At 71.5% G+C, this 19,784-nt stretch carries 17 protein-coding genes; 2 read left to right on the forward strand and 15 right to left on the reverse strand.

All coding sequences use genetic code 11. The features are described 5' to 3' along the window. Window positions 1-153: 153 nt before the first annotated feature. The 12 genes from ligA to B085_RS0135885 all read right to left on the reverse strand — a co-directional run bounded on the left by ligA (window position 154) and on the right by B085_RS0135885 (window position 14,234). Window positions 154-2,382: an NAD-dependent DNA ligase LigA gene (gene ligA / locus B085_RS0135830; RefSeq protein ID WP_018563413.1), complete on the reverse strand. Its 2,229-nt coding sequence runs from the start codon at window positions 2,380-2,382 to the stop codon at window positions 154-156. A 7-nt stretch (window positions 2,383-2,389) separates the two neighbouring features. Beyond that, window positions 2,390-3,355 (reverse strand): methionine synthase, encoded by a 966-nt coding sequence (locus tag B085_RS0135835; RefSeq protein ID WP_051102256.1) that lies wholly within the window; start codon window positions 3,353-3,355, stop codon window positions 2,390-2,392. Window positions 3,356-3,447: 92 nt separating this feature from the next. Beyond that, window positions 3,448-4,137 (reverse strand): SDR family oxidoreductase, encoded by a 690-nt coding sequence (locus tag B085_RS0135840; protein WP_018563415.1) that lies wholly within the window; start codon window positions 4,135-4,137, stop codon window positions 3,448-3,450. Window positions 4,138-4,164: 27 nt separating this feature from the next. Continuing rightward, on the reverse strand, window positions 4,165-4,704 hold the full coding sequence (locus tag B085_RS0135845; RefSeq protein WP_018563416.1) for a TIGR00730 family Rossman fold protein: 540 nt from the start codon (window positions 4,702-4,704) through the stop codon (window positions 4,165-4,167). Between the two features lie 76 nt (window positions 4,705-4,780). Next, window positions 4,781-5,944 carry a tRNA 2-thiouridine(34) synthase MnmA gene (gene mnmA, locus B085_RS0135850; protein WP_026251794.1) on the reverse strand — a complete coding sequence of 388 codons (1,164 nt, stop codon included), beginning with the start codon at window positions 5,942-5,944 and terminating at the stop codon, window positions 4,781-4,783. 197 nt (window positions 5,945-6,141) lie between these two features. Then, window positions 6,142-7,311, reverse strand: a complete 1,170-nt coding sequence (locus tag B085_RS0135855; RefSeq protein ID WP_018563418.1) for a cysteine desulfurase family protein — start codon at window positions 7,309-7,311, stop codon at window positions 6,142-6,144. Between the two features lie 71 nt (window positions 7,312-7,382). Continuing rightward, complete coding sequence (locus B085_RS0135860; protein WP_086020780.1) at window positions 7,383-8,048, reverse strand: trimeric intracellular cation channel family protein; 666 nt, start codon at window positions 8,046-8,048, stop codon at window positions 7,383-7,385. A gap of 26 nt (window positions 8,049-8,074) precedes the next feature. Beyond that, window positions 8,075-9,139, reverse strand: coding sequence for an ABC transporter ATP-binding protein (locus B085_RS0135865; RefSeq protein WP_018563420.1), 1,065 nt, complete (start codon window positions 9,137-9,139; stop codon window positions 8,075-8,077). A gap of 11 nt (window positions 9,140-9,150) precedes the next feature. Beyond that, window positions 9,151-10,263 (reverse strand): ABC transporter ATP-binding protein, encoded by a 1,113-nt coding sequence (locus B085_RS0135870; protein WP_018563421.1) that lies wholly within the window; start codon window positions 10,261-10,263, stop codon window positions 9,151-9,153. Next, window positions 10,260-11,258, reverse strand: a complete 999-nt coding sequence (locus tag B085_RS0135875; protein WP_018563422.1) for an ABC transporter permease — start codon at window positions 11,256-11,258, stop codon at window positions 10,260-10,262. The genes B085_RS0135870 and B085_RS0135875 overlap by 4 nt, the downstream gene beginning before the upstream one ends. Window positions 11,259-11,364: 106 nt before the next feature. Next, complete coding sequence (locus B085_RS0135880; RefSeq protein ID WP_037733159.1) at window positions 11,365-13,137, reverse strand: ABC transporter substrate-binding protein; 1,773 nt, start codon at window positions 13,135-13,137, stop codon at window positions 11,365-11,367. A gap of 104 nt (window positions 13,138-13,241) precedes the next feature. Then, the gene (locus tag B085_RS0135885; RefSeq protein ID WP_018563424.1) at window positions 13,242-14,234 is read right to left on the reverse strand and encodes an ABC transporter permease; all 993 of its coding nucleotides are present in this window, start codon (window positions 14,232-14,234) and stop codon (window positions 13,242-13,244) included. A 323-nt stretch (window positions 14,235-14,557) separates the two neighbouring features. Between B085_RS0135885 and B085_RS0135890 the strand changes: the two genes are divergently transcribed. After that, window positions 14,558-16,069: a DUF885 family protein gene (locus B085_RS0135890; protein ID WP_026251796.1), complete on the forward strand. Its 1,512-nt coding sequence runs from the start codon at window positions 14,558-14,560 to the stop codon at window positions 16,067-16,069. A gap of 283 nt (window positions 16,070-16,352) precedes the next feature. Here the strand turns inward: B085_RS0135890 and B085_RS0135895 are convergent, their stop codons facing one another. Together B085_RS0135895 and B085_RS0135900 are read right to left on the reverse strand one after the other, a co-directional pair. Beyond that, a complete protein-coding gene (locus B085_RS0135895) occupies window positions 16,353-17,138 on the reverse strand; it encodes an enhanced serine sensitivity protein SseB C-terminal domain-containing protein (RefSeq protein WP_018563426.1) in 786 nt (261 codons plus the stop codon). 77 nt (window positions 17,139-17,215) lie between these two features. Next, window positions 17,216-17,998, reverse strand: a complete 783-nt coding sequence (locus B085_RS0135900; protein WP_018563427.1) for an enhanced serine sensitivity protein SseB — start codon at window positions 17,996-17,998, stop codon at window positions 17,216-17,218. Between the two features lie 182 nt (window positions 17,999-18,180). Between B085_RS0135900 and B085_RS0135905 the strand changes: the two genes are divergently transcribed. Then, window positions 18,181-18,924: a hypothetical protein gene (locus B085_RS0135905; protein WP_018563428.1), complete on the forward strand. Its 744-nt coding sequence runs from the start codon at window positions 18,181-18,183 to the stop codon at window positions 18,922-18,924. 34 nt (window positions 18,925-18,958) lie between these two features. Here the strand turns inward: B085_RS0135905 and B085_RS0135910 are convergent, their stop codons facing one another. Beyond that, complete coding sequence (locus tag B085_RS0135910) at window positions 18,959-19,636, reverse strand: AAA family ATPase (protein WP_018563429.1); 678 nt, start codon at window positions 19,634-19,636, stop codon at window positions 18,959-18,961. Window positions 19,637-19,784: the final 148 nt, after the last annotated feature.

Here is a 19,784-nt window from a genome sequence, read left to right on the forward strand (position 1 = left end):
GCCGGGCTGCTGGAGGGCCCATGCCCGGAAGGCGCGCCTCTCAACAGTAGGCCGATAAAGGCTGTCACGGGCACCGATCGGCTGCTGTTGCCCGGAATGGATCCCACCCTCCCGGATCGTTCCCCTATGGGCCGAAAGGGTGATGATGGGGTGTCAGCCCTCCGGGTTCACGGCCGCCTCCCGGGCCGCGTCCGCGCCCTGCCCGAGCAGCACGGCGAACCCGTCCTCGTCCAGGATCGGCACCTTCAGCTGCACCGCCTTGTCGTACTTGGAGCCCGGGCTGTCGCCGACGACCACGAAGTCGGTCTTCTTGGAGACCGATCCGGTGACCTTGGCGCCGCGGCTCACGAGCGCCTCCTTCGCGCCGTCCCGGGTGTGGGTGGCGAGGGTGCCGGTGACGACGACGGTGAGGCCCTCCAGCGGACGCGGCCCCTCGTCGGAGCCCTCCTCGGTGAAGCGGACCCCGGCCGCCTTCCACTTGCGGAGGATCTCGCGGTGCCACTCCTCCTCGTACCACTGCTTGAGGGAGGCGGCGATGATCCCGCCGACGCCGTCGACGCCCGCCAGGCGCTGCTCGTCGGCGGCGAAGACGGCGTCCAGGTCGCGGAACTCGCGGGCCAGGGCCTCGGCGGCGACCGGGCCCACGTGACGGATCGACAGGCCCGCGATGATCCGGGCGAGCGGCTGCTCCTTGGCCTTCTGGATGTTCTCCAGCATGGCCGCCGCGTTCTTCTTCAGCTCGCCCTGCTGGTTGGCGAAGACCGAGACGACCTTCTCCTGACCCGTCTCCGGGTCGCGCTTGGGCAGGCCGGTGTTCTGGTCGAGAACATGGGCGCGGATCGGCAGCAGTTCCTCGGGGGTGAGGTCGAACAGGTCGCCCTCGTCGCGCAGCGGCGGCTCGGCGGGCTCCAGCGGCCGGGTGAGCGCGGCCGCGGCGACATAGCCGAAGTTCTCGATGTCCAGGCACTTGCGGCCGGTCAGATAGAAGACCCGCTCCCGGATCTGCGCCGGGCAGCCCCGCGCGTTGGGGCAGCGCAGGTCGATGTCCCCCTCCTTCATCGGCCGCAGCGGGGTGCCGCACTCGGGGCACTGGGCGGGCATCACGAACGCGCGCTCGCCGCCGTCCCGCAGGTCGACGACCGGGCCGAGGATCTCCGGGATGACGTCACCGGCCTTGCGCAGCACGACGGTGTCGCCGATGAGCACGCCCTTGGCCTTGACCACGTCCTGGTTGTGCAGGGTGGCGAACTCGACCTCGGAGCCGGCCACCGTGACCGGCTCGACCACCGCGTACGGCGTCACACGGCCCGTGCGGCCCACGCCGACCCGGATGTCGACCAGCTTGGTGTTGACCTCCTCCGGCGCGTACTTCCACGCGATGGCCCAGCGCGGCGCGCGGGCGGTGGAGCCGAGCCGGCCCTGCAGCGGGATCTCGTCGACCTTGACGACGATGCCGTCGATCTCGTGCTCGACGTCGTGGCGGTGCTCGCCGTAGTAGGCGATGGCCTCCTTGACCTCGGCGAGCGTGCCGACCACGCGGGCGTACCTCGTGGTGGGCAGGCCCCACTCGTGCAGCAGCTCGTAGGCGTGCGACTGGCAGTCGATGGTGAAGCCCTCGCGGGCGCCGATGCCGTGCACCACCATGTGCAGCGGGCGGCTCGCGGTGACCCGGGGGTCCTTCTGCCGCAGGCTGCCGGCGGCGGCGTTGCGCGGGTTGGCGAAGGGCTTGTCGCCCGCCTCGACCAGGCGCGCGTTGAGCTCCTCGAACTTCTCCATGGGGAAGAAGACCTCACCGCGGATCTCGACCAGCGCGGGGACGCGCTCCCCCGCCAGCCGGTCCGGGATCTCGGCGATCGTGCGGACGTTGGGCGTGATGTCCTCGCCGGTGCGGCCGTCGCCACGCGTGGCGCCGCGTACCAGGCGGCCGTTCTCGTACGTGAGGTTGACAGCGAGGCCGTCGACCTTCAGCTCGCACAGGAAGTGGTAGGTGCCGCCCTCTCCCGCCGGGGGGCCCAGCTCCGCGGCGAGGCGGTCGGCCCAGGCGTTCAGCTCCTCCTCGGTGAAGGCGTTGTCGAGGGAGAGCATGCGCTCGCGGTGCTCGACGGAGGTGAACTCCGTCGCGTAGGCGCCGGACACCTTCTGGGTCGGCGAGTCCGGCGTGCGCAGCGACGGGTGCTCGTTCTCCAGCTCCTCCAGCCGCCGCAGCAGCTTGTCGAAGTCGGCGTCGCTGATGACCGGCTGGTCCTTGACGTAGTAGCGGAAGCGGTGCTCCTCGACCTGCTCGGCCAGGGAGGCGTGCAGCTCGCGCGCCGGCGCCGGCACGTCCTCGTTCCTGGCGCCCTCGGGGATCACGGAGTCCTCCACGTCCACGTCCTTCCTCATCCCATCCTCACTCAGGGTTGTCGACGAGCGAGCGTGCCGCCTTCGCGCAGTGCACGAGCGCGGCACGGGCATAGGCCGGCGAGGCCCCCGCCAGTCCGCAGGACGGGGTCACCGCCACGGAGGTGCCCAGATCCCCCGGCGACAGCCCCAGCCTGCGCCACAGCGCCCGAACACCACTGACGCTACCCGCAGGGTCCGACAATGGGGCGTCGGTACCCCGGACGACACCGGTGAAGAGCGCGGTTCCCGCCTCGGCCGCCTCACCGAAGGCGTCCCAGTCACTCTCCGTGAGCAGCGAGAAATCGAACGACACTCCCGCCACCCCGGCTCTGCGCAGCAGCGCGAAGGGCACCTCCGGGGCGCAGGAGTGCGCGATCACGGGCACGCCGTCCCCGCCGCCGACGGCCGCCATGACGTCCCGCAGCGCGCCCTCGACGACGCCCCGGTCCACCGCGCGGTGCGTGCGGTAGCCGCTGGCGGACCTGACCCGGCCCTGGAGCACGGCGGTCAGCGAGGGCTCGTCCAGCTGCAGCACGGGCTGTGCGCCGGGCACGCGCCGGCGCACGTCCTCCAGGTGCAGCCGCAGTCCCTCGCCGAGCGAGGCGGCCAGGTCGCGGCAGGCGCCGGGATCGGAGAGCGCCGCCTCGCCGTTCTTCAGCTCGACGGAGGCCGCGAGCGTCCACGGCCCGACGGCCTGGAGCTTGAGGGGGCCCTCGTAGCCCTGGGTGAACTCCTCCAGGGCGTCCAGGTCCTCCCCCAGCCACGCACCGGCCCGGCGGGTGTCCCGGCCGGGGCGGTCGCCGAACCGCCATCCGCTGGGCTCCACCCGCGCGTACAGCTCGACCAGCATCCCGAGGGTGCGGCCGATCATGTCGGCGCCCGGGCCGCGCGCGGGCAGCTCCGGCAGGAACGGCAGCGCCTCGAGCGCCCCGGTCGCCGTCCGCGCCGCCTCGCGCGCGTCACCTCCCGGCATCGACCCCACACCGGTGGCCGCCCCTTCGGGCAGCCGGAACTTCGCTTCGGTACCTTCCGTGCTCACCGGTGCAGCCTACGACGGCGGGCCCGTCAGGCTCCCGGCCGGATCGTCAGGTCGTTGATCTCGGCGTCCCGCGGCAGGTCGAGCGCCGTCAGGATCGCCGTCGCGACCGACTCGGGGGCGATCCAGCGCGAGGGGTCGTACGCCTTGCCCTCCTGCTGGTGCACCTTGGCCTGCATGGGCGTGGCGGTACGGCCCGGGTAGACGGAGGTGACCCGCACCCCGTTCGCGTGCTCCTCCTGGCGCAGGGAGTCGGCGAGCGCCTTGAGGCCGTGCTTGCTGGCCGCGTAGGCGCCCCACTCGGCGTGCGCGTTGAGCCCGGCGCCGGAGTTGACGAAGACCACGTGGCCCCGGGAGAGCCGCAGTTGGGGAAGGACGAGGCGGGTCAGCTCGGCGGGGGCGACGAGGTTGGCGGCGAGCGTCCGGTTCCAGGTCTTCGGGGTGAGCTCGCCCACCTGCCCCAGGTCCACGACGCCCGCGATGTGCAGCAGGGAGTCCAGCCGGTCCGGCGGCGACTGGTGGCCCAGCGCCCAGGAGAGCCGCTCCGGTTCCGCGAGGTCGCCGACGAGGGTGCGCGCGCCCGGGAAGCGGCCGGCCAGTTCCTTGGCGCGTCCGGCGTCGCGGGCCAGCAGCCACAGTTCGTCGCCGCGTTCGAGGAGGCGCTGCGCCACGACGGCGCCGATGCCGGAGCCCGCGCCGGTGATCAGGTGAATCGACATGGGCCCCATGCTGTCATCCCCGCCGGCTCACACGATGCCGGCGCTCTCCTCCAGGTAGGCGAGCGCCGAGACCCCGTCCTCGGCGAAGAACACCAGGTCGGTGAGGGGCAGCGGCAGGAAGCCCTCCGCGTCCATGCGCTGGAACTGCTCCTTGAGCCCGTTGTAGAAGCCCGCCGTGTTGAGCAGGACGACCGGCTTGGTGTGCAGCCCGTGCTTCTTCAGCTCCAGGATCTCCGTCGCCTCGTCCAGCGTGCCGGTGCCGCCCACCATGACCACCACGGCGTCCGCGCGGGCCAGCAGCTCCGCCTTGCGCTCGGCCAGGTCGGCCGCGATCACCATCTCGTCGGCGCCCTTGCGGGCCTTGGCCGCCAGGAACTCCACCGAGACCCCGACCAGGCGCCCGCCGTGCTCCTGCACCCCGTCCGCCATCACCTTCATCAGGCCCACGTCCGAGCCGCCCCACACCAGGGTGTGGCCGCCCTTGCCGATCAACTCGGCGAACTCGCGGGCCGGTTCGGTGTAGCGGGGCTCGAGGTCGGCGGCGGAGAGGAAGACGCAGATGTTCATGCGGGCCAGTCTCGCGCATGCCGCCGGGAGCCGGGCAGGGGGCGCCCGGCCCGTTCCGTGGCCCGCGTGCGGAAGGTCAGGCGCTCGCGGCGGCGCGCGGGCTGCGCTCCGTCGCGGCGATCGTCGCCGAGCCGACGACGCGGGTGCCGTCGTAGAGCACGACCGCCTGGCCCGGCGCGACCCCGCGGACGGCTCCGCCGGTGAAACGGACGCGCAGTTCCCCGTCGGCCAGCTCGGCCGTGACGGGCACGTCGTCGCCGTGGGCGCGCAGCTGGGCGGTGTACGTACGCGGCCCGGCGCCGTCGGGCGCGGTGCCGCACCAGCGCGGGCGGATGGCGGTCAGGGCCGTGACGTCCAGCGCCTCGGCCGGGCCGACGGTGACCGTGTTGTTCACCGGAGAGATGTCGAGCACGTAGCGCGGCTTGCCGTCGGCGGCGGGCACGCCCAGGCGCAGGCCCTTGCGCTGGCCCACGGTGTAGCCGTAGGCGCCGGAGTGGGTGCCCAGGCGCTTGCCGTCCTCGTCGAGGATGTCGCCCTCGGCGGTTCCCAGGCGCCGCGCGAGGAAGCCCTGGGTGTCGCCGTCCGCGATGAAGCAGATGTCGTGGCTGTCGGGCTTCTTGGCGACGGACAGACCGCGGCGCGCCGCCTCCGCCCGGATCTCGCCCTTGGTGGTGAGGGTGTCGCCGAGCGGGAACATGGCGTGCGCCAGCTGCCGCTCGTCGAGGACGCCGAGCACGTAGGACTGGTCCTTGGCGGCGTCGGAGGCGCGGTGCAGCTCGCGGGAGCCGTCGGGGTTGACGACGACGGTGGCGTAGTGGCCGGTGCACACGGCGTCGAAGCCGAGGGCGATCGCCTTGTCGAGCAGCGCGGCGAACTTGATCTTCTCGTTGCAGCGCAGGCAGGGGTTGGGGGTGCGGCCGGCGGCGTACTCGGCGACGAAGTCGTCGACGACATCGGCGCGGAAGCGGTCGGCCAGGTCCCAGACGTAGAAGGGGATGCCGATCACGTCCGCGGCGCGGCGGGCGTCGTGGCTGTCCTCGACCGTGCAGCAGCCGCGGGCTCCGGTGCGGAAGGACTGCGGGTTCGCGGACAGGGCGAGGTGCACGCCCGTGACGTCGTGCCCCGCTTCGGCGGCGCGGGCGGCCGCCACGGCCGAGTCGACGCCACCGCTCATCGCGGCGAGCACGCGGAGGCGACGGCCGTCGCCAGGGCCTGTGGGTGCACCGGGGAAGTCAGTCATAGCGCCTCCTAGAGTACGGCGCCCCGGCGGGGTCTTGCGGGGCCGGTCACCGCGGGGCCCTTGCGGGCGGGTGCGGGTGCCGGTGCGTGGGCGGATGCGGATGCGTCGCGCCCGCCGCGGCGCTCTGCGGCGCGCACGTCACCGCTGCGGATGCGGGTGCGTCGCGCCCGCGGGCGAGGGCGCCGCGGGCGAGGGCGTCACATCAGGCCCGCGCTGCGGGCGCGGGCCACCGCGGGGCCGATGGCCTCGCCGAGGGCCACGACGTCCTGGGCCGTCGAGGTGTGCCCGAGGGAGAACCGCAGGGAGCCCCGCGCGAGGTCGGGGTCGGCGCCCATGGCCAGGAGGACGTGGCTGGGCTGGGGGACGCCCGCGGTGCACGCGGACCCGGTGGAGCACTCGATGCCCTGGGCGTCGAGCAGCATCAGCAGGGAGTCGCCCTCGCACCCGGGGAAGGAGAAGTGGGCGCCGGCCGGGAGGCGGCCTCCGGAGGTGGGGTCGCCGTTGAGGATGGCCTCGGGGACCGCCTCGCGGACCCGGACGACCAGGTCGTCGCGGAGGGCGCCGATCTCCCGCGCGAAGTCCTCGTGCCGTTCCGCGGCCAGCGCCGCGGCGACGGCGAACGCGGCGACCGCGGGCACGTCCAGCGTGCCGGAGCGTACGCCGCGCTCCTGGCCCCCGCCGTGGAGGATGGGGACCGGTCCGACCTCGCGCCGGAGCACCAGCGCGCCGACCCCGTACGGGCCGCCGACCTTGTGCCCGGTGACGGTCATCGCGTCGAGCCCGGACGCCGCGAAGTCGACCTCGACCTGGCCCAGGGCCTGGACGGCGTCGGAGTGCAGCGGGACCTCGAACTCCCGTGCCACCTCGCTGAGTTCCACGACCGGGAAAATCGTGCCGACCTCGTTGTTGGCCCACATCACCGTGGCGAGGGCCACATCGCCGGGGTCGCGGGCGATGGCCTCGCGCAGGGCCTCGGGGTGGACGCGCCCGTAGGCGTCGACCGGGAGCCATTCGACCCGGGCGCCCTCGTGCGTGGCGAGCCAGTCGACGGCGTCGAGGACGGCGTGGTGCTCGACGGGGCTGGCGAGGACCCGGGTGCGTCGGGGGTCGGCGTCGCGGCGGGCCCAGTACAGACCCTTGACCGCGAGGTTGTCGGCCTCGGTGCCGCCCGCGGTGAAGACGATCTCGCTGGGGCGGGCGCCGAGCGCGGCGGCGAGGGATTCGCGGGACTCCTCCACCGTGCGCCTGGCCCGGCGGCCGGCCGCGTGGAGGGAGGATGCGTTGCCCGTGACGGCGAGGTGCGCGGTCATCGCCTCGACCGCCTCCGGCAGCATCGGGGTCGTGGCGGCGTGGTCGAGGTAGGCCATGATGAGCGTGATTCTACGGCCGCCGCGGCGCTCTCCAGGACCGAGGCCCGCCCTCCCGGGGCGGTGCCCCGCTACCGGTGGAGTTCCTCCGCCGCGGTGGTGCGCCGGTGCCAGGCGCGGGGCGCGCGCCAGTGGTAGCGCATGGCCAGCAGTCTGAGGGCGAAGGCGCTGACGACGGCGAGCACCCCGGTGGCGGGGGTCAGGGCCTGGAACTTGATGAGCGCCACCACGACGGTGGCCCCCACGATGGCCGGTACCGCGTACAGGTCGCGGTCCCAGCGCAGCAGGGAGGGGACCTCGTTGCCGAGCAGGTCGCGCAGCACGCCCCCGCCGACGGCGGTGGCGAGGCCGAGAGTGGCCGAGGCGGTGAGGTTGAGGCCGTAGTCGTAGGCCTTGGTGGTGCCGGCGACGCAGAAGAGGCCGAGGCCGGCGGCGTCGAAGACGTTGATGGTGGTGTTGATCCGCTCGACCTGGGGGTGCAGGAAGAACACCACCGTGGTGGCGATCAGCGGGGTGAGGAAGTACCCGAGGTCGGTGAAGGCGGCCGGTGGGACCGCTCCGATGATCAGATCCCTGATCAGCCCTCCGCCCAGCGCGGTGACCTCGGCGAGCACCGCCATGCCGAAGACGTCGTAGTTCTTGCGTACGGCGAGCAGCGCGCCGGAGATCGCGAAGACGAAGATTCCGACGAGGTCGAGCACGTGCTGGACGGAGTGGCTGAACAGTTCGGTTTGCACCGGTCCCATTGTGCCGGGGGCCGGGGTTATGCCTTTTCGGCCGTCTTCCCGGCCGTACCGCCGCCGGAGTCGCCCGAGTCACCGGTGTTCTCCGGGTGGTGGCAGGCGACCTCGTGTCCGGTGGCCAGGGTGACCAGCGGGGGCTCCGTGGCCTTGCAGACCTCGGTCGCCTTCCAGCAGCGGGTGTGGAAGCGGCAGCCGGACGGCGGGGAGATCGGCGACGGGACGTCGCCGGTCAGCAGGATCCGCTCGCGCTTGGCGCGCCGCTTGGGGTCCGGCACCGGCACCGCGGAAAGCAGCGCGTTGGTGTACGGGTGCATCGGCTTGGTGTACAGGTCCTCGCGGTCGGCGACCTCGACGATCTTGCCGAGGTACATGACCGCGATGCGGTCCGACACGTGCCGGATGACCGACAGGTCGTGCGCGATGATCACGTAGGTCAGGCCGAGCTCGCTCTGCAGGTCGTCCAGGAGGTTGACCACCTGGGCCTGGATGGAGACGTCGAGCGCCGACACCGGCTCGTCCGCGACCACGAGCTTGGGCTTGAGCGCCAGCGCGCGGGCGATGCCGATGCGCTGCCGCTGGCCGCCGGAGAACTCGTGCGGGTAGCGGTTGTAGTGCTCGGGGTTGAGGCCGACCAGCTCCAGGAGGTTCTGGACCTCCCGCTTCACCCCGTTCTCCGTCTGCACCTTCTGCAGCCGGAACGGCGCGCCGACGATGGTGCCGACGGTGTGCCGCGGGTTGAGGGAGGAGTACGGGTCCTGGAAGATCATCTGCACGTCGCGGCGGAGCGGGCGCATGCCCGCGGTGCCCAGGTGCGTGATGTCCCGGCCCTCGAACTCGATCTTCCCGCCGGTCGGTTCGAGCAGCCGGGTGATCAGCCGGCCCATGGTGGACTTGCCGCACCCGGACTCGCCGACCACGCCGAGGGTCTCCCCCGGGTTGACGTGGAAGTCGATGCCGTCGACGGCCTTGACCGCGCCGACCTGACGGCGCAGCAGGCCCTTGGTGATCGGGAAGTGCTTGACCAGGCCGCTCACCTTGAGCAGCGCATCCGACCCGTCGGCGGTCGACTGCTGGGGGATCGTCATCTCCTGGCCTTTCACAGCTTCGGCGCAATCTCTTCGGTCCAGATGCGCTCCCGGTCCGCCGCGCCCAGGTGGCAGGCGGCGTGGTGCCGGCTGCCGACCTCGCGCAGTTCCGGAACGACGGTGGTGCTCGCGCCGCCGGTGAGCTCCGCGTACGGGCAGCGCGGGTGGAAGGCGCAGCCGGACGGCACGTTGATCAGGCTCGGCGGGGAGCCCTTGACCGGGTTGAGCCGTTCGGTGCGCTCACGGTCCAGGCGGGGCATCGAGCCCAGCAGGCCCCAGGTGTAGGGGTGCTGCGGCTCGTAGAAGACCTTCTCGGCCGGCCCGCGCTCCACGCAGCGACCGCCGTACATCACCAGGATGTCGTCCGCGAGCTCGGCGACGACGCCGAGGTCGTGGGTGATGATGATGACCGCGGAGCCGAACTCCTTCTGCAGGTCCCGGATCAGGTCCAGGATCTGCGCCTGCACGGTCACGTCGAGCGCGGTGGTCGGCTCGTCCGCGATGAGCAGGTCGGGGTTGTTGGACAGCGCCATGGCGATCATGGCGCGCTGCCGCATGCCGCCGGAGAACTGGTGCGGGTAGTCGTCGACGCGCTTGTCGGGCTGCGGGATGCCGACGCGGTCGAGCATCTCGATCGCGCGCTTGCGGGCCACGGCCTTGGAGACGTCGTGGTGCACCCGGTACGCCTCGACGATCTGCGCGCCGACGGTGAAGTAGGGGTGCATCGCCGACAGCGGGTCCTGGAAGATCATCGCGACGTCCTTGCCGCGCAGCCTCCGGACCTCGTCCGGGTCGGCCGAGATCAGTTCCCTGCCCTCGAGCCAGATCTCGCCGGACATCCGGGCCTTGCTGCGGCCGTACTGGCCTGCCCGGTGCAGACCCATGATCGCCAGCGACGTGACGGACTTGCCGGAGCCGGACTCGCCGACGATGCCGAGGGTCTTGCCCTTCTCCAGCTGGAAGGAGAGGCCGTCGACGGACTTCACCAGGCCGTCGTCGGTCGGGAAGTGCACCTTGAGGTCGCGGACCTCCAGGAACGCCGTGGGCTGCGCCTTCCCGGCCACCGGCTCGTTCGGGGCGGAATCCGCCCCGGTGCCGGACTTCTGGATGGGGAGGTCGGTCATGACAGCCTCACGCGCGGGTCGACGACGGCGTACAGCAGGTCTACGAGAAGGTTCGCCACCACCACGGCGACGGCCGCGATCAGCGTGACGCCGAGGATCAGCGGGAAGTCCTTGTCCGAGATCGCCTTCACCGCCGCCTGGCCGATGCCGGGCAGGCTGAACGTCGTCTCGGTGAGGATCGCGCCGCCGACGAGGGCGCCGAGGTCCATGCCGAGGATGGTCAGCACCGGCGTCATGGTCGAGCGCATGGCGTGCTTGCCGATGACGACCGGCTCACGCAGGCCCTTGGCCCGCGCGGTGCGGATGTAGTCCTCGCCCATGATCTCGAGCATGGTGGCCCGGGTCATCCGGGCGTACATGGCCGCGTAGAGGAAGGCGAGTGTGACCCATGGCAGCAGCATGCCGCCGAACCAGCCGGAGGCCGATTCACCGAACGGCACATATTGGCCGTCGATCCATCCCAGGCCGTAGACGACCACCGCCAGGGCGATCATGCCGGTGAAGTAGATGGGGAGCGAGACGCCGGCGAGCGCGACCGTCATCAGGGAGCGGTCGAGCGCCGAGCCGCGCTTGAGAGCGGAGACGACACCGGTGCCGACACCGACGATGACCCAGATGACGCAGGCGCCGGCGGCCAGCTGCATCGTCACGGGAAGACGGTCGGTCAGGACCGGCCAGATCGCCTGCTCGTTGCGGAAGGAGTAGCCGAAGCAGGGGGCGGAGCAGTGGGTGACGTCCGTGCCGTTGGCGTAGTCACGCCCGGCGACCAGCCCCCACAGGAACTTGCCGAACTGCACGAGGATGGGGTCGTCGAGGCCCATCTTCTTCCGAATGCCCTCAAGCGAGGCCGGGTCCGCCTGCTTCCCGATGAAGTAGGTGGCGGGGTCGACACCGACCCATTTGGGGATCAGGAAGAAGATCCCGAAGGTCACCAATGTGATGACCAGCAACATGACGACGACAGCGAACAGTCGCCGGATGATGTATGCAAGCACTGTGCTCGGCCCGGCGGCGGCCCGGGGGGTTCCCCGGGCCGCCGCACGCGGCCATCACCTGCCCTTCGTGCCTAGCGGGTGTGGCACTCGATCGATTCGAGAGTTGTTACTGCACGCCCAGCGAGGCGTAGTCGTAGCGGCCGTTGTACGCGTCGGCCGTGTAGACGTTGGTCAGGCGCGAGCTGCGCCAGATGATGTTCTTCTCGAAGGTGAAGGGCAGGTAGTACGCGCCCTCGGAGACCTTCTGGTTGATCTGCTTGTAGATCTCGGCCGCAGCGTTCGCGTCGGTCTGCTGCAGCGCCTGGTCGAACAGGCCGTCGATGGCCTTGTCCTTGATCTCGGCGAAGTTGTTGTTGCCGCTCTCAAGGATGAACCGGCTGTCGACCAGCGGCTGCAGGAAGCCCTGGCCCGACGGGAAGTCGGCGCCCCAGCCCATGATGATGATGCCGTAGCCCTTGGACTTGACCGTCTTCGGGGCACCGATGATGCCGGAGGTCTGCGCACCGTCGAACTCGTCGAGCTCGGTGGTGATGCCGACCTTCTTCAGCGACTCCTGCAGCGACTCGGCCGTGGCGATCTCGATCGGCTTGTTGTTGCGGACCGCGATCGTGGTCTTGAAGCCGTTGGGCTGGCCGCAGGCCTTGAGCTCCTTCTTGGCCTCTTCGACGTTGCCCGTGGTGTCCTTCAGGACGTTGTACGGGTCGTACTTGCCGTCGGCGCCCTTGATGCCCAGCGGGAGCATGTTCGGGGCGATCGCGCCACCGGCCTGCGGGCCGCCGCGGGCGGTCTGCAGCGACTTGTGGTCGGCGGCGAGGATGACCGCCTTGCGGCAGTGGATGTTGTCCATCGGCTTGACCGTGGTCGGGAAGACCGCGTAGCGGATGAAGCCGGTGTCCGGGTTGTCGGCGTTGGCCTTGTTCTTGCCGAGCACCTCGGCGCGCGCGGCCTGGCCGACGCCGGTGGCGTTGAGGTCCAGGTCGTAGTCGCCGTTGATCAGGCGCTTGTCCATGTCGTCGGCGTTGGTGGTCAGGGTGACCGTGATCTTGTCCGGCAGCGCCTTGCGGAGGTCGTCGGTGGACGCGCTCCAGTTGGTGTTGCGGACCAGCACCATCGACTTGTTCGGCGTGTACGACTGGAACTTGTACGGGCCGCTGGAGAACGGCTTGAGGCCGTACTTCGCGCCGGTGTCCTTGGCCGCCGGGACCGGGGAGCCGGACGGCATCGCCAGCATCTGCTCGAAGTCGCTGTTGGGCTTCGGCAGGCGGAAGACGATGGTCTTGTCGTCCGGGGTCTCGATGGACTTCAGGCCGAGCTTGTCGGCCGAGGTGTCCTTGTACGGGCCCTTGTACTCACCCTTGGGGTCGAGCACCTGCTGCAGGTAGATCGGGCCACCGGAGATGACGTCCTGCGCCCAGATGCGCTCGATGCCGTACTTGACGTCCTTGGAGGTCAGCGGGGAGCCGTCCTCCCACTTCAGGCCGTCCTTCAGGGTGTACGTGTAGGTCTTGCCGCCGTCCTCGACCTTCGCGAGGCCGGTCGCGAGGTCCGGCTTCAGCGTGGTGCTGGCGAGACCCGGCTCCGGGGTGAAGGAGACCAGCTGGCGCGTGTAGTACCGCGCGAAGTCCCACATGAAGCCGTAGTAACCGCGCTGCGGGTCCCAGGAGTCGGCGTCCTGCGTGCCGATGAACTTGAGCGTGCCGCCCTTCTTGTCGGACGCGTTCGCCACCTTGTTGACGGCGGCGTTGAATCCGGGGGCCTTGGCGTTGCCGTCGGACTTGCCACCGCCGCCTCCGCCGCAAGCGGCGGTGGACAGCAGCGCGACGACCACGACGGCCGTCCCTGCGGCCAGCCTGCGCCTCGATGAGCGTGGGGATGTCACTTTTTCGTAACCTCCGTGATTCGCGGTCCGCGACTTTCCGCGGACCTGCGGTCCTTCTCGGTGAGAAGCCACCTGACGGGAATGGCAGGGGCGGTGTGCGAGGGCTAGCGGGAGCCCTTCGGGTCCAGCGCATCCCGTACGCCGTCACCGAAGAGGTTGAAGGCGAGCACGGTGATGAAGATGGCCAGACCCGGGATCAGCATGAAGATCGGGTCCGTCTCGTAGAAGGACAGCGCCTTGAAGAGCATCTGTCCCCACGACGAGGTGGGCGGCTTCACGCCGACCCCGAGGAAGCTCAGGGCGGCCTCGGTGAGGATGTTCGTCGGGATCATCAGCGTCGCGTAGACGGTGATCGGGGCGACGAGGTTGGGCAGCAGTTCCCGGAAGAGGATGTAGCCGCGGCCGGCACCGAGGCTGCGGGCCGCGTCGACGTACTCGCGTTCCCTCAGGCTCAGCGTCTGGCCGCGGACGATGCGCCCGACGTAGGGCCAGCCGAAGAACCCGATCACGACCACCAGGACGCCCATGCGCACGCCGGTGCCGCTGAAGCCCAGCAGCGAGTTCGGCATGACCGAGACCAGGGACATGATGAAGAGCAGCTGGGGGAAGGCCAGGAGGACGTCCATGACACGGCCGATGGCGGCGTCGACCCAGCCGCCGAAGTAACCGGCCATGATGCCGAAGAAGGTGCCGAGGACGACCGCGACGATCGCCGACAGGAAGGCCACCAGCAGGGAGATCCGCGTGCCGTAGACGATGCGGCTGAAGACGTCGCGGCCGTTGACCGGCTCCACGCCGAAGAGGTAATCCCCGCTGATGCCGCCCCACTTGCCGGTGGGGGTGCCGAAGAGCGGGTCGATCTTGTCCTCGTGGAAGTCGTTCGGCGGGTGACCGAGGACGCTGACGATGAGGGGGGCGAAGATCGCGACCAGGATGAGGAAGACGACGATCACGCCGCCCGCCAGCGCCACCTTGTCGCGCTTGAGGCGCATCCATGCGATGCGCCCGGGCGAACGCCCCTCGATCGCCTTCGCGGGTATGTCGGCGGTGACGTCGGCGACGGTCGTCTCAGCGGTGTCGTGCAGCGGTGCTGTCATGTCTCCTCGTGCATCCCCCTGCCGGCGGTGGCCGGCTTCGCCTGGCCGTCCGCCCGGGTCGACGGAGCGGACCGACCATGTCGGGCGCAGCTCTTGATGGTGGTGCGGTGGCGCTGGGCTGTGTGTTTGGCTTGTGATGAATCGTTAAGGCGACGTAGGAAGCGCCTTGGTGCGCGAGTCTTCATGGGGCTTGGATCACGCGCCAGACCCCGCAGGGAAGCGATGCGCAACCGTGATGTGGTGAACCTTCGTCCGTTATTACCGCAGTGTTACGCGCGTTGACAGATCGCCGCGGGGCAACGGAAGTCGCTACCTTCGATGCCATGAATGATCGGCTTCGCTCCGTGTGCGACCTGATGGTCCCGGTGGTCAGGGAGATGGCGGGACTCCACGAGTACGACGGCCAGGTGCAGGACCTGTCGCCCGACGGCGTCCGCCGCGGACTGTCCTCGCTCGCCCACGCCCGGCTCCGCGAACCGGCCCTTCCCGACCCTCACGACGAACGGCACCTTTCGGTCTTCGAGGACACCCTCAAGGTCCAGTACGGCGAGCTTGAGCTGCACCGCCGCGACCCGTATCCGCATTTGTCCAACCTTGAACTCACCGCCTACGACCGCGAGTACGCACCCCGCGAGGAACTCTCCGAGGCCCGCAGACGCCACCTCCAGCAGTGGCCGGACGCCGTCGACGCGGCCATCGCATCGCTCGACAGGGTGAGCGCGCCGGTCGCCGGGGCACTCCTCGGGGCGGTCCGCGGTCTCGCCGCCGACCTCGACCCGGAGACCGAGCCGGAAGCGGGTCCCGCGCTCGCCGCGCACGCCCGCCTGGTCGACCACATCGCCCGCGCCGCCGAGACCGGCGACCCCGACCCCCGGCTCGGCGGGGAGGCGCTCGCACTGCTGATGGGCAGTCAGGAAGGTCTGCGCGTGGACCTGTCGGCGCTCGCCGACGAAGCCGAGCGCGAACGGGACCGGCTGACCGCGCTCCTGACCGAGTCCTGCGGACGGCTGGACCCGAAGGCCACCGTGGACGAGCTCATCCCGCGGCTGCTGGCCGACCACCCGGACGCCGACGGGGTCATCCCCGAGGCGGCCCGGCTCACCGAGGAGGTCATCGACTTCACCCGCCGGCGGGGGCTCGTGCCCTGGCTCGACGGCGACTGCCTCGTGGGTCCGGCGCCGCCGTCGCGCCGCTGGTCCATGGCGATGATGACCTGGGCCGCACCGGAGGAGGCCGACTCCGCCTCCTGGTACCACGTCACCCCGCCGGAGCCGGACTGGCCGGAGGAGGAGCGCGAGGAGTGGCTCTCGGTCTTCAGCCGCACGAGCCTGCCGGCCATCACCGTCCACGAGGTGGCGCCCGGCCATTTCGCCCACGGAAGGGCACTGCGGCACGCACCCACACAGGTACGGCGTGTCCTGCACTCGCTGTCCTTCTGCGAGGGCTGGGCGCACTACGTCGAGGAGGTCTGCCTCGAGGAGGGCTTCCGCTCCCGTGACCCCCGCTTCGCGATCGGCGTGTCCCTGGAGGCGCTCGTACGCGTCACCCGGCTCGCGTGCGCGATCGGGCTGCACACAGGGGCGATGACGCTGGAGGAGGCGACGCAGCGGTTCATGCGGGACGCCCACCTCGCACGGGCCGGTGCCGCCTCCGAGGCCCGGCGCGGCACCTTCGACGCGGCGTACGGCCGCTACACCTGGGGCAAGTTGGAGATCATGCGGCTGCGCGAGCGCGCCCGGGACGCCTGGGGGCAGGAGTTCTCGCTGCAGCGGTTCCACGGGGCGCTGCTGGAGTTGGGGAGCCCGCCGCTGGGGCTCATCGACGCGGTCCTGTGACGGGCGGCCCCTCGCGGGGCCCTCGCCGCGGTGCGTGGACGAGTGCGGATCCGCCGCACCTGCGGCGGGCTGTCTCCCACCCTCCCGCCGGTTACCGCCCGCGCTGCGTGATCGCGGGGCGGGAACCGGCCGCAGCCGCCGACGCGCCGGCACCACCCACGGGGGTCACCCGCACCCGCGGACGGTGCCGCACGGGCGGGCGGGAAAAGCCGGCCGCAGGCGCAACGGACCCGCACCGGCCCACACACCGGCGCCACGGCACCCGGAACTCCCCCCGCAGGCCTCAGTAGGGCTGCGGGGCCCAGCCGTACGTCGCCCCGGGCACGCCCGGCGCACCCGGCGCGCCGTGGGCGTCGCGGGAGTAGAAGGGCTGCGCCGAGGCCCGCATCCACATGCCGACCGGGTCGTACTCGTCGTTGAGCGCGACCGTGGCGACCGGCAGCCCCTGCGGCACCGCGCCGAGGGCGGACTGCATCATCAGGCGCACCGTCTCCACGGCCTGCGGCCCGGCCTCGTAGAGGTCGACGCCGATCGCCAGGTACGGCTCGCCCAGCGCGGGCTGCACCCAGGCGCGCCGCAGCGAGCGGACGGCCGGGTTGCGATGGGCCTGCTGGGTCAACAGGGCGTAGTACTGGGGGATCTGGAGCGCGGGCTCGCCGATCCGCAGCGGTCCGGCCGGGGACCGGTCGAGGCCGAGGCAGACGCGGCGCAGGTCGAGCCAGGGGATGCCGATGCCGCCGCCGGGGGCGTGCGGATTGAGCCACAGGCCCCAGCGGTCGGGGAAGAGCGAGGCCGCGATCTCGCGACCGGACACCACCTCGTGGGCCCGGTTCCAGCCACAGGCGGTGAACTCCTGCGGCGAGGTCACGCAGGGCGCATAGCCGTGGCCGGCGACCTCCATGTTGCCGTACTGCGCGTCCGCCCCGCCGGGGGTGCCCTGCCAGAGCAGCATCCACACCTGGCTGTCGGCGAGGGCCCGCAGCACCTCCTCGTAGGCGTCGTACCTACCGGGCGTCACCTGCCGGAGCGCATGCTCCAGCCCCCCGCCCCCTCCCACGCCGGCGCTCACGTGTCCCGCCCTTCCGCGTCTGCCTTGTCCGCGTCGTCTGCTTCGCCGAATGCCTCGGGTGTCGTGCCGGACCCAGGTTATGCGCCCGTGCCGACATAGAAGGGTCGCACGCGCTCCAGCATCCAGTCGCCGATGGGGTCCTGTGCGACGTCCAGCAGCACCAGATTGACCTGCCAGGGAAGCGGTACGGCGCCGAGCGCGCGCCCGAGGGCGGCCATGGCGGCGGCCCGGTCCTCCTCCTGCCAGCGGTCGAGTTCGACGCCGACGAAGAGCGTGGCGGGGTCGCCCTCGACGCTGGCCAGGGCGCGGCGGGCGGAGAGCACGACGGGGGTGACGGCGAACTCGCCCGCCGCGGCGGCCAGGAAGTCGACCGGCTCCTCGTGCGGCGAGGGCTCCCACAGCCGGACCCGGGCGCCGCTCGGGGTGCCGGGCTCGCGGTCGGTGCGGCACAGCTCCATCACCGCGGCGGGCGGCAGCGGAAGACCCACCGCGCCCCCGGGGTTCACGGCGATCCCGAGCTGCGGGGGCAGCCCGCGGGCGAACTCACGGGCGGGCGCGACGGCGAAGTCCATGCCGGAACCGGCGGCCAGGAACTGCTGTTCGGAGCTGAAGACCGGAACGTAGACGCCGCCTTCGAGTTCGAGGGTCGGCAGGTCGAGGTCCGTGCTCTCGGGACCGCCGCCGTTCGGCAGCGGGATCCACAACTGCGAACGCCCGAGCACCTCCAGGACACGGGCCGTGGCACCCGGATCACCGAGTGCCGCGGACAGCACTTCCTCCAGCTCGTTGGCGGGCCAGCCGCCGGCACCGTGGCCCGACGGGGCGAAGCCGTCCGGTATCCGCTGCCCCGGGATGTTCACTGCGTCTCGCCTCGCAATTTGCCGTGGTGGTGCGCTCCGTGGAAACCCTATCCGGCGGCGGGCGCGAGCGACCCCGCACCTCATATACGTCACATATAGCTATCGTCCGGTTGCGAAGCGTCACTACGGCTCCGAAGGTAGGACGAGCAAGGAGAAAACCCTCAAACGGGAGATATCTCGACATGCGCATCACCAGGATCAACTCCACCCTCATAGCGGCGGCCGTGTGCGCCGCGCTGACGATGGGCCTCACCGGCGGTGTCGCGAGTGCCCAGGCCCCCACCCGGAGCACGGCCGTCGAGGTCGAGCACCTCGCCGCCCGGGCGGCGGAGACGGGCAACGCCGAACTCATCGCCAAGTTGGGTGACACGCTGTCCATCGGGGCCAAGCTCACCCAGGAAGCCCAGATCGAAAGCCCGGACTCGGCGAAGCTGGACGAACTCCGCAGGGGTCTGGAGGAGGCGAGCCGTCAGCTGGCCTCGGTCCTCGACCAGTCTGGTGCGGTATCTCCCGGCGTCACCGACCCGTCGGCCTTCGATCCGGGCGCGCCACAACCGGGCCTGGAGCCAGGCGATCTCGGTCAGCCGGGTGACCAGGGCGCCATCGACCAGGTCGGCGGGCCGGGCGACCAGAGCGCCGCGGACGCCGTCACCGACGTCAAGAACGCGCTCACCAAGCTGGTCCAGGACGTCACGGACCTGCTGGCCAAGGTGGTCGCCAAGGACCTCGCGGGTGTGACGGCCGGTGTCGCCACCGTCGTCGCCGACCTGCAGGCCCTGCTGATGGCGGTGCCGAAGCTGCTCACCGGCGCGCTGCCGCTGCCGCTTCCGCTCCCGCTGCCGCTCCCCCTGAACGACCAGGGAGAGCAGCTGCCGCCGGAGGCGCAGATCGCGCCGCAGGCCGAAATGGACCTCCAGGGTCAGTAGCGGTACCGCCCCTCACGCGACGCGGCCCGGCCGCTCAGCCGTCGAAGTCGATGGCCTCGAGCTCCCGGGCCGCTTCGCGGTCCAGCAGCACCACCGAGGCGCACGCCCCGGGGAGCCGGCCGGCCTCCGCCTCGGCGAGCAGCCGGCGCGAGGCGCTGCGGTGCCGGGCCATGGCGTACGCCGACACCCCCCTGCCGCGTTCGCGCTGACCGTCCAGAGCGGTCACCACGGGGACGTCCAGCAGCACCAGGTGCATACCCCGCCCCCGGCGCCGCGCCTGGCGGGCGACCCAGGCGCGCACCCAGCGCAGGGTGCCGCAGTCGTGCACGACGACGCTGTCGCCCGAGCGCAGCGCCCGCCACAGCCCGGCATAGTGCGCGATCCGCACCAGGGGGCGGTAGAGGGCGTACGGCAGCAGCCGCGGCAGCCGGGCCTGCCAGCGCTCCCTCACGTCCTGCGAGTCGATCAGGCGGGCACTGCCCTTCGCGCGCCGCATGAGGGTGCTCTTGCCGCCGCCGGGAAGGCCGGAGACGACCAGGACGTCACCCGGCGGATAGCGCAGTGTGCGCACGGGCCGCCGCCCCCGCCGCAGATCGAGCAGCCGGCGCGGCCGCACGGAGCGGCCCCCGCGGCGCGCCCCCCCGGCCCGCGCCGGTACCGGCCGGGACACGGCCGGGCCCCCGGCCGTCGCATACGCACTCTGCCACCGCACAGTTCGCCCTCCGGGTCCGACGTTCAAGAAATGGTAAATCCTGTGTCTTTGCCTACCCAGAGAAACGGCGGCGTTACAACCGGATCGGGACCGGACCGGGACATCCGGGACTCGATCGCGACAACGGCGGGCGCCCGTGCAATGATGG

It is taken from the genome of Streptomyces sp. BoleA5 (genome assembly GCF_000373665.1).
Lineage (GTDB): Bacteria > Actinomycetota > Actinomycetes > Streptomycetales > Streptomycetaceae > Actinacidiphila.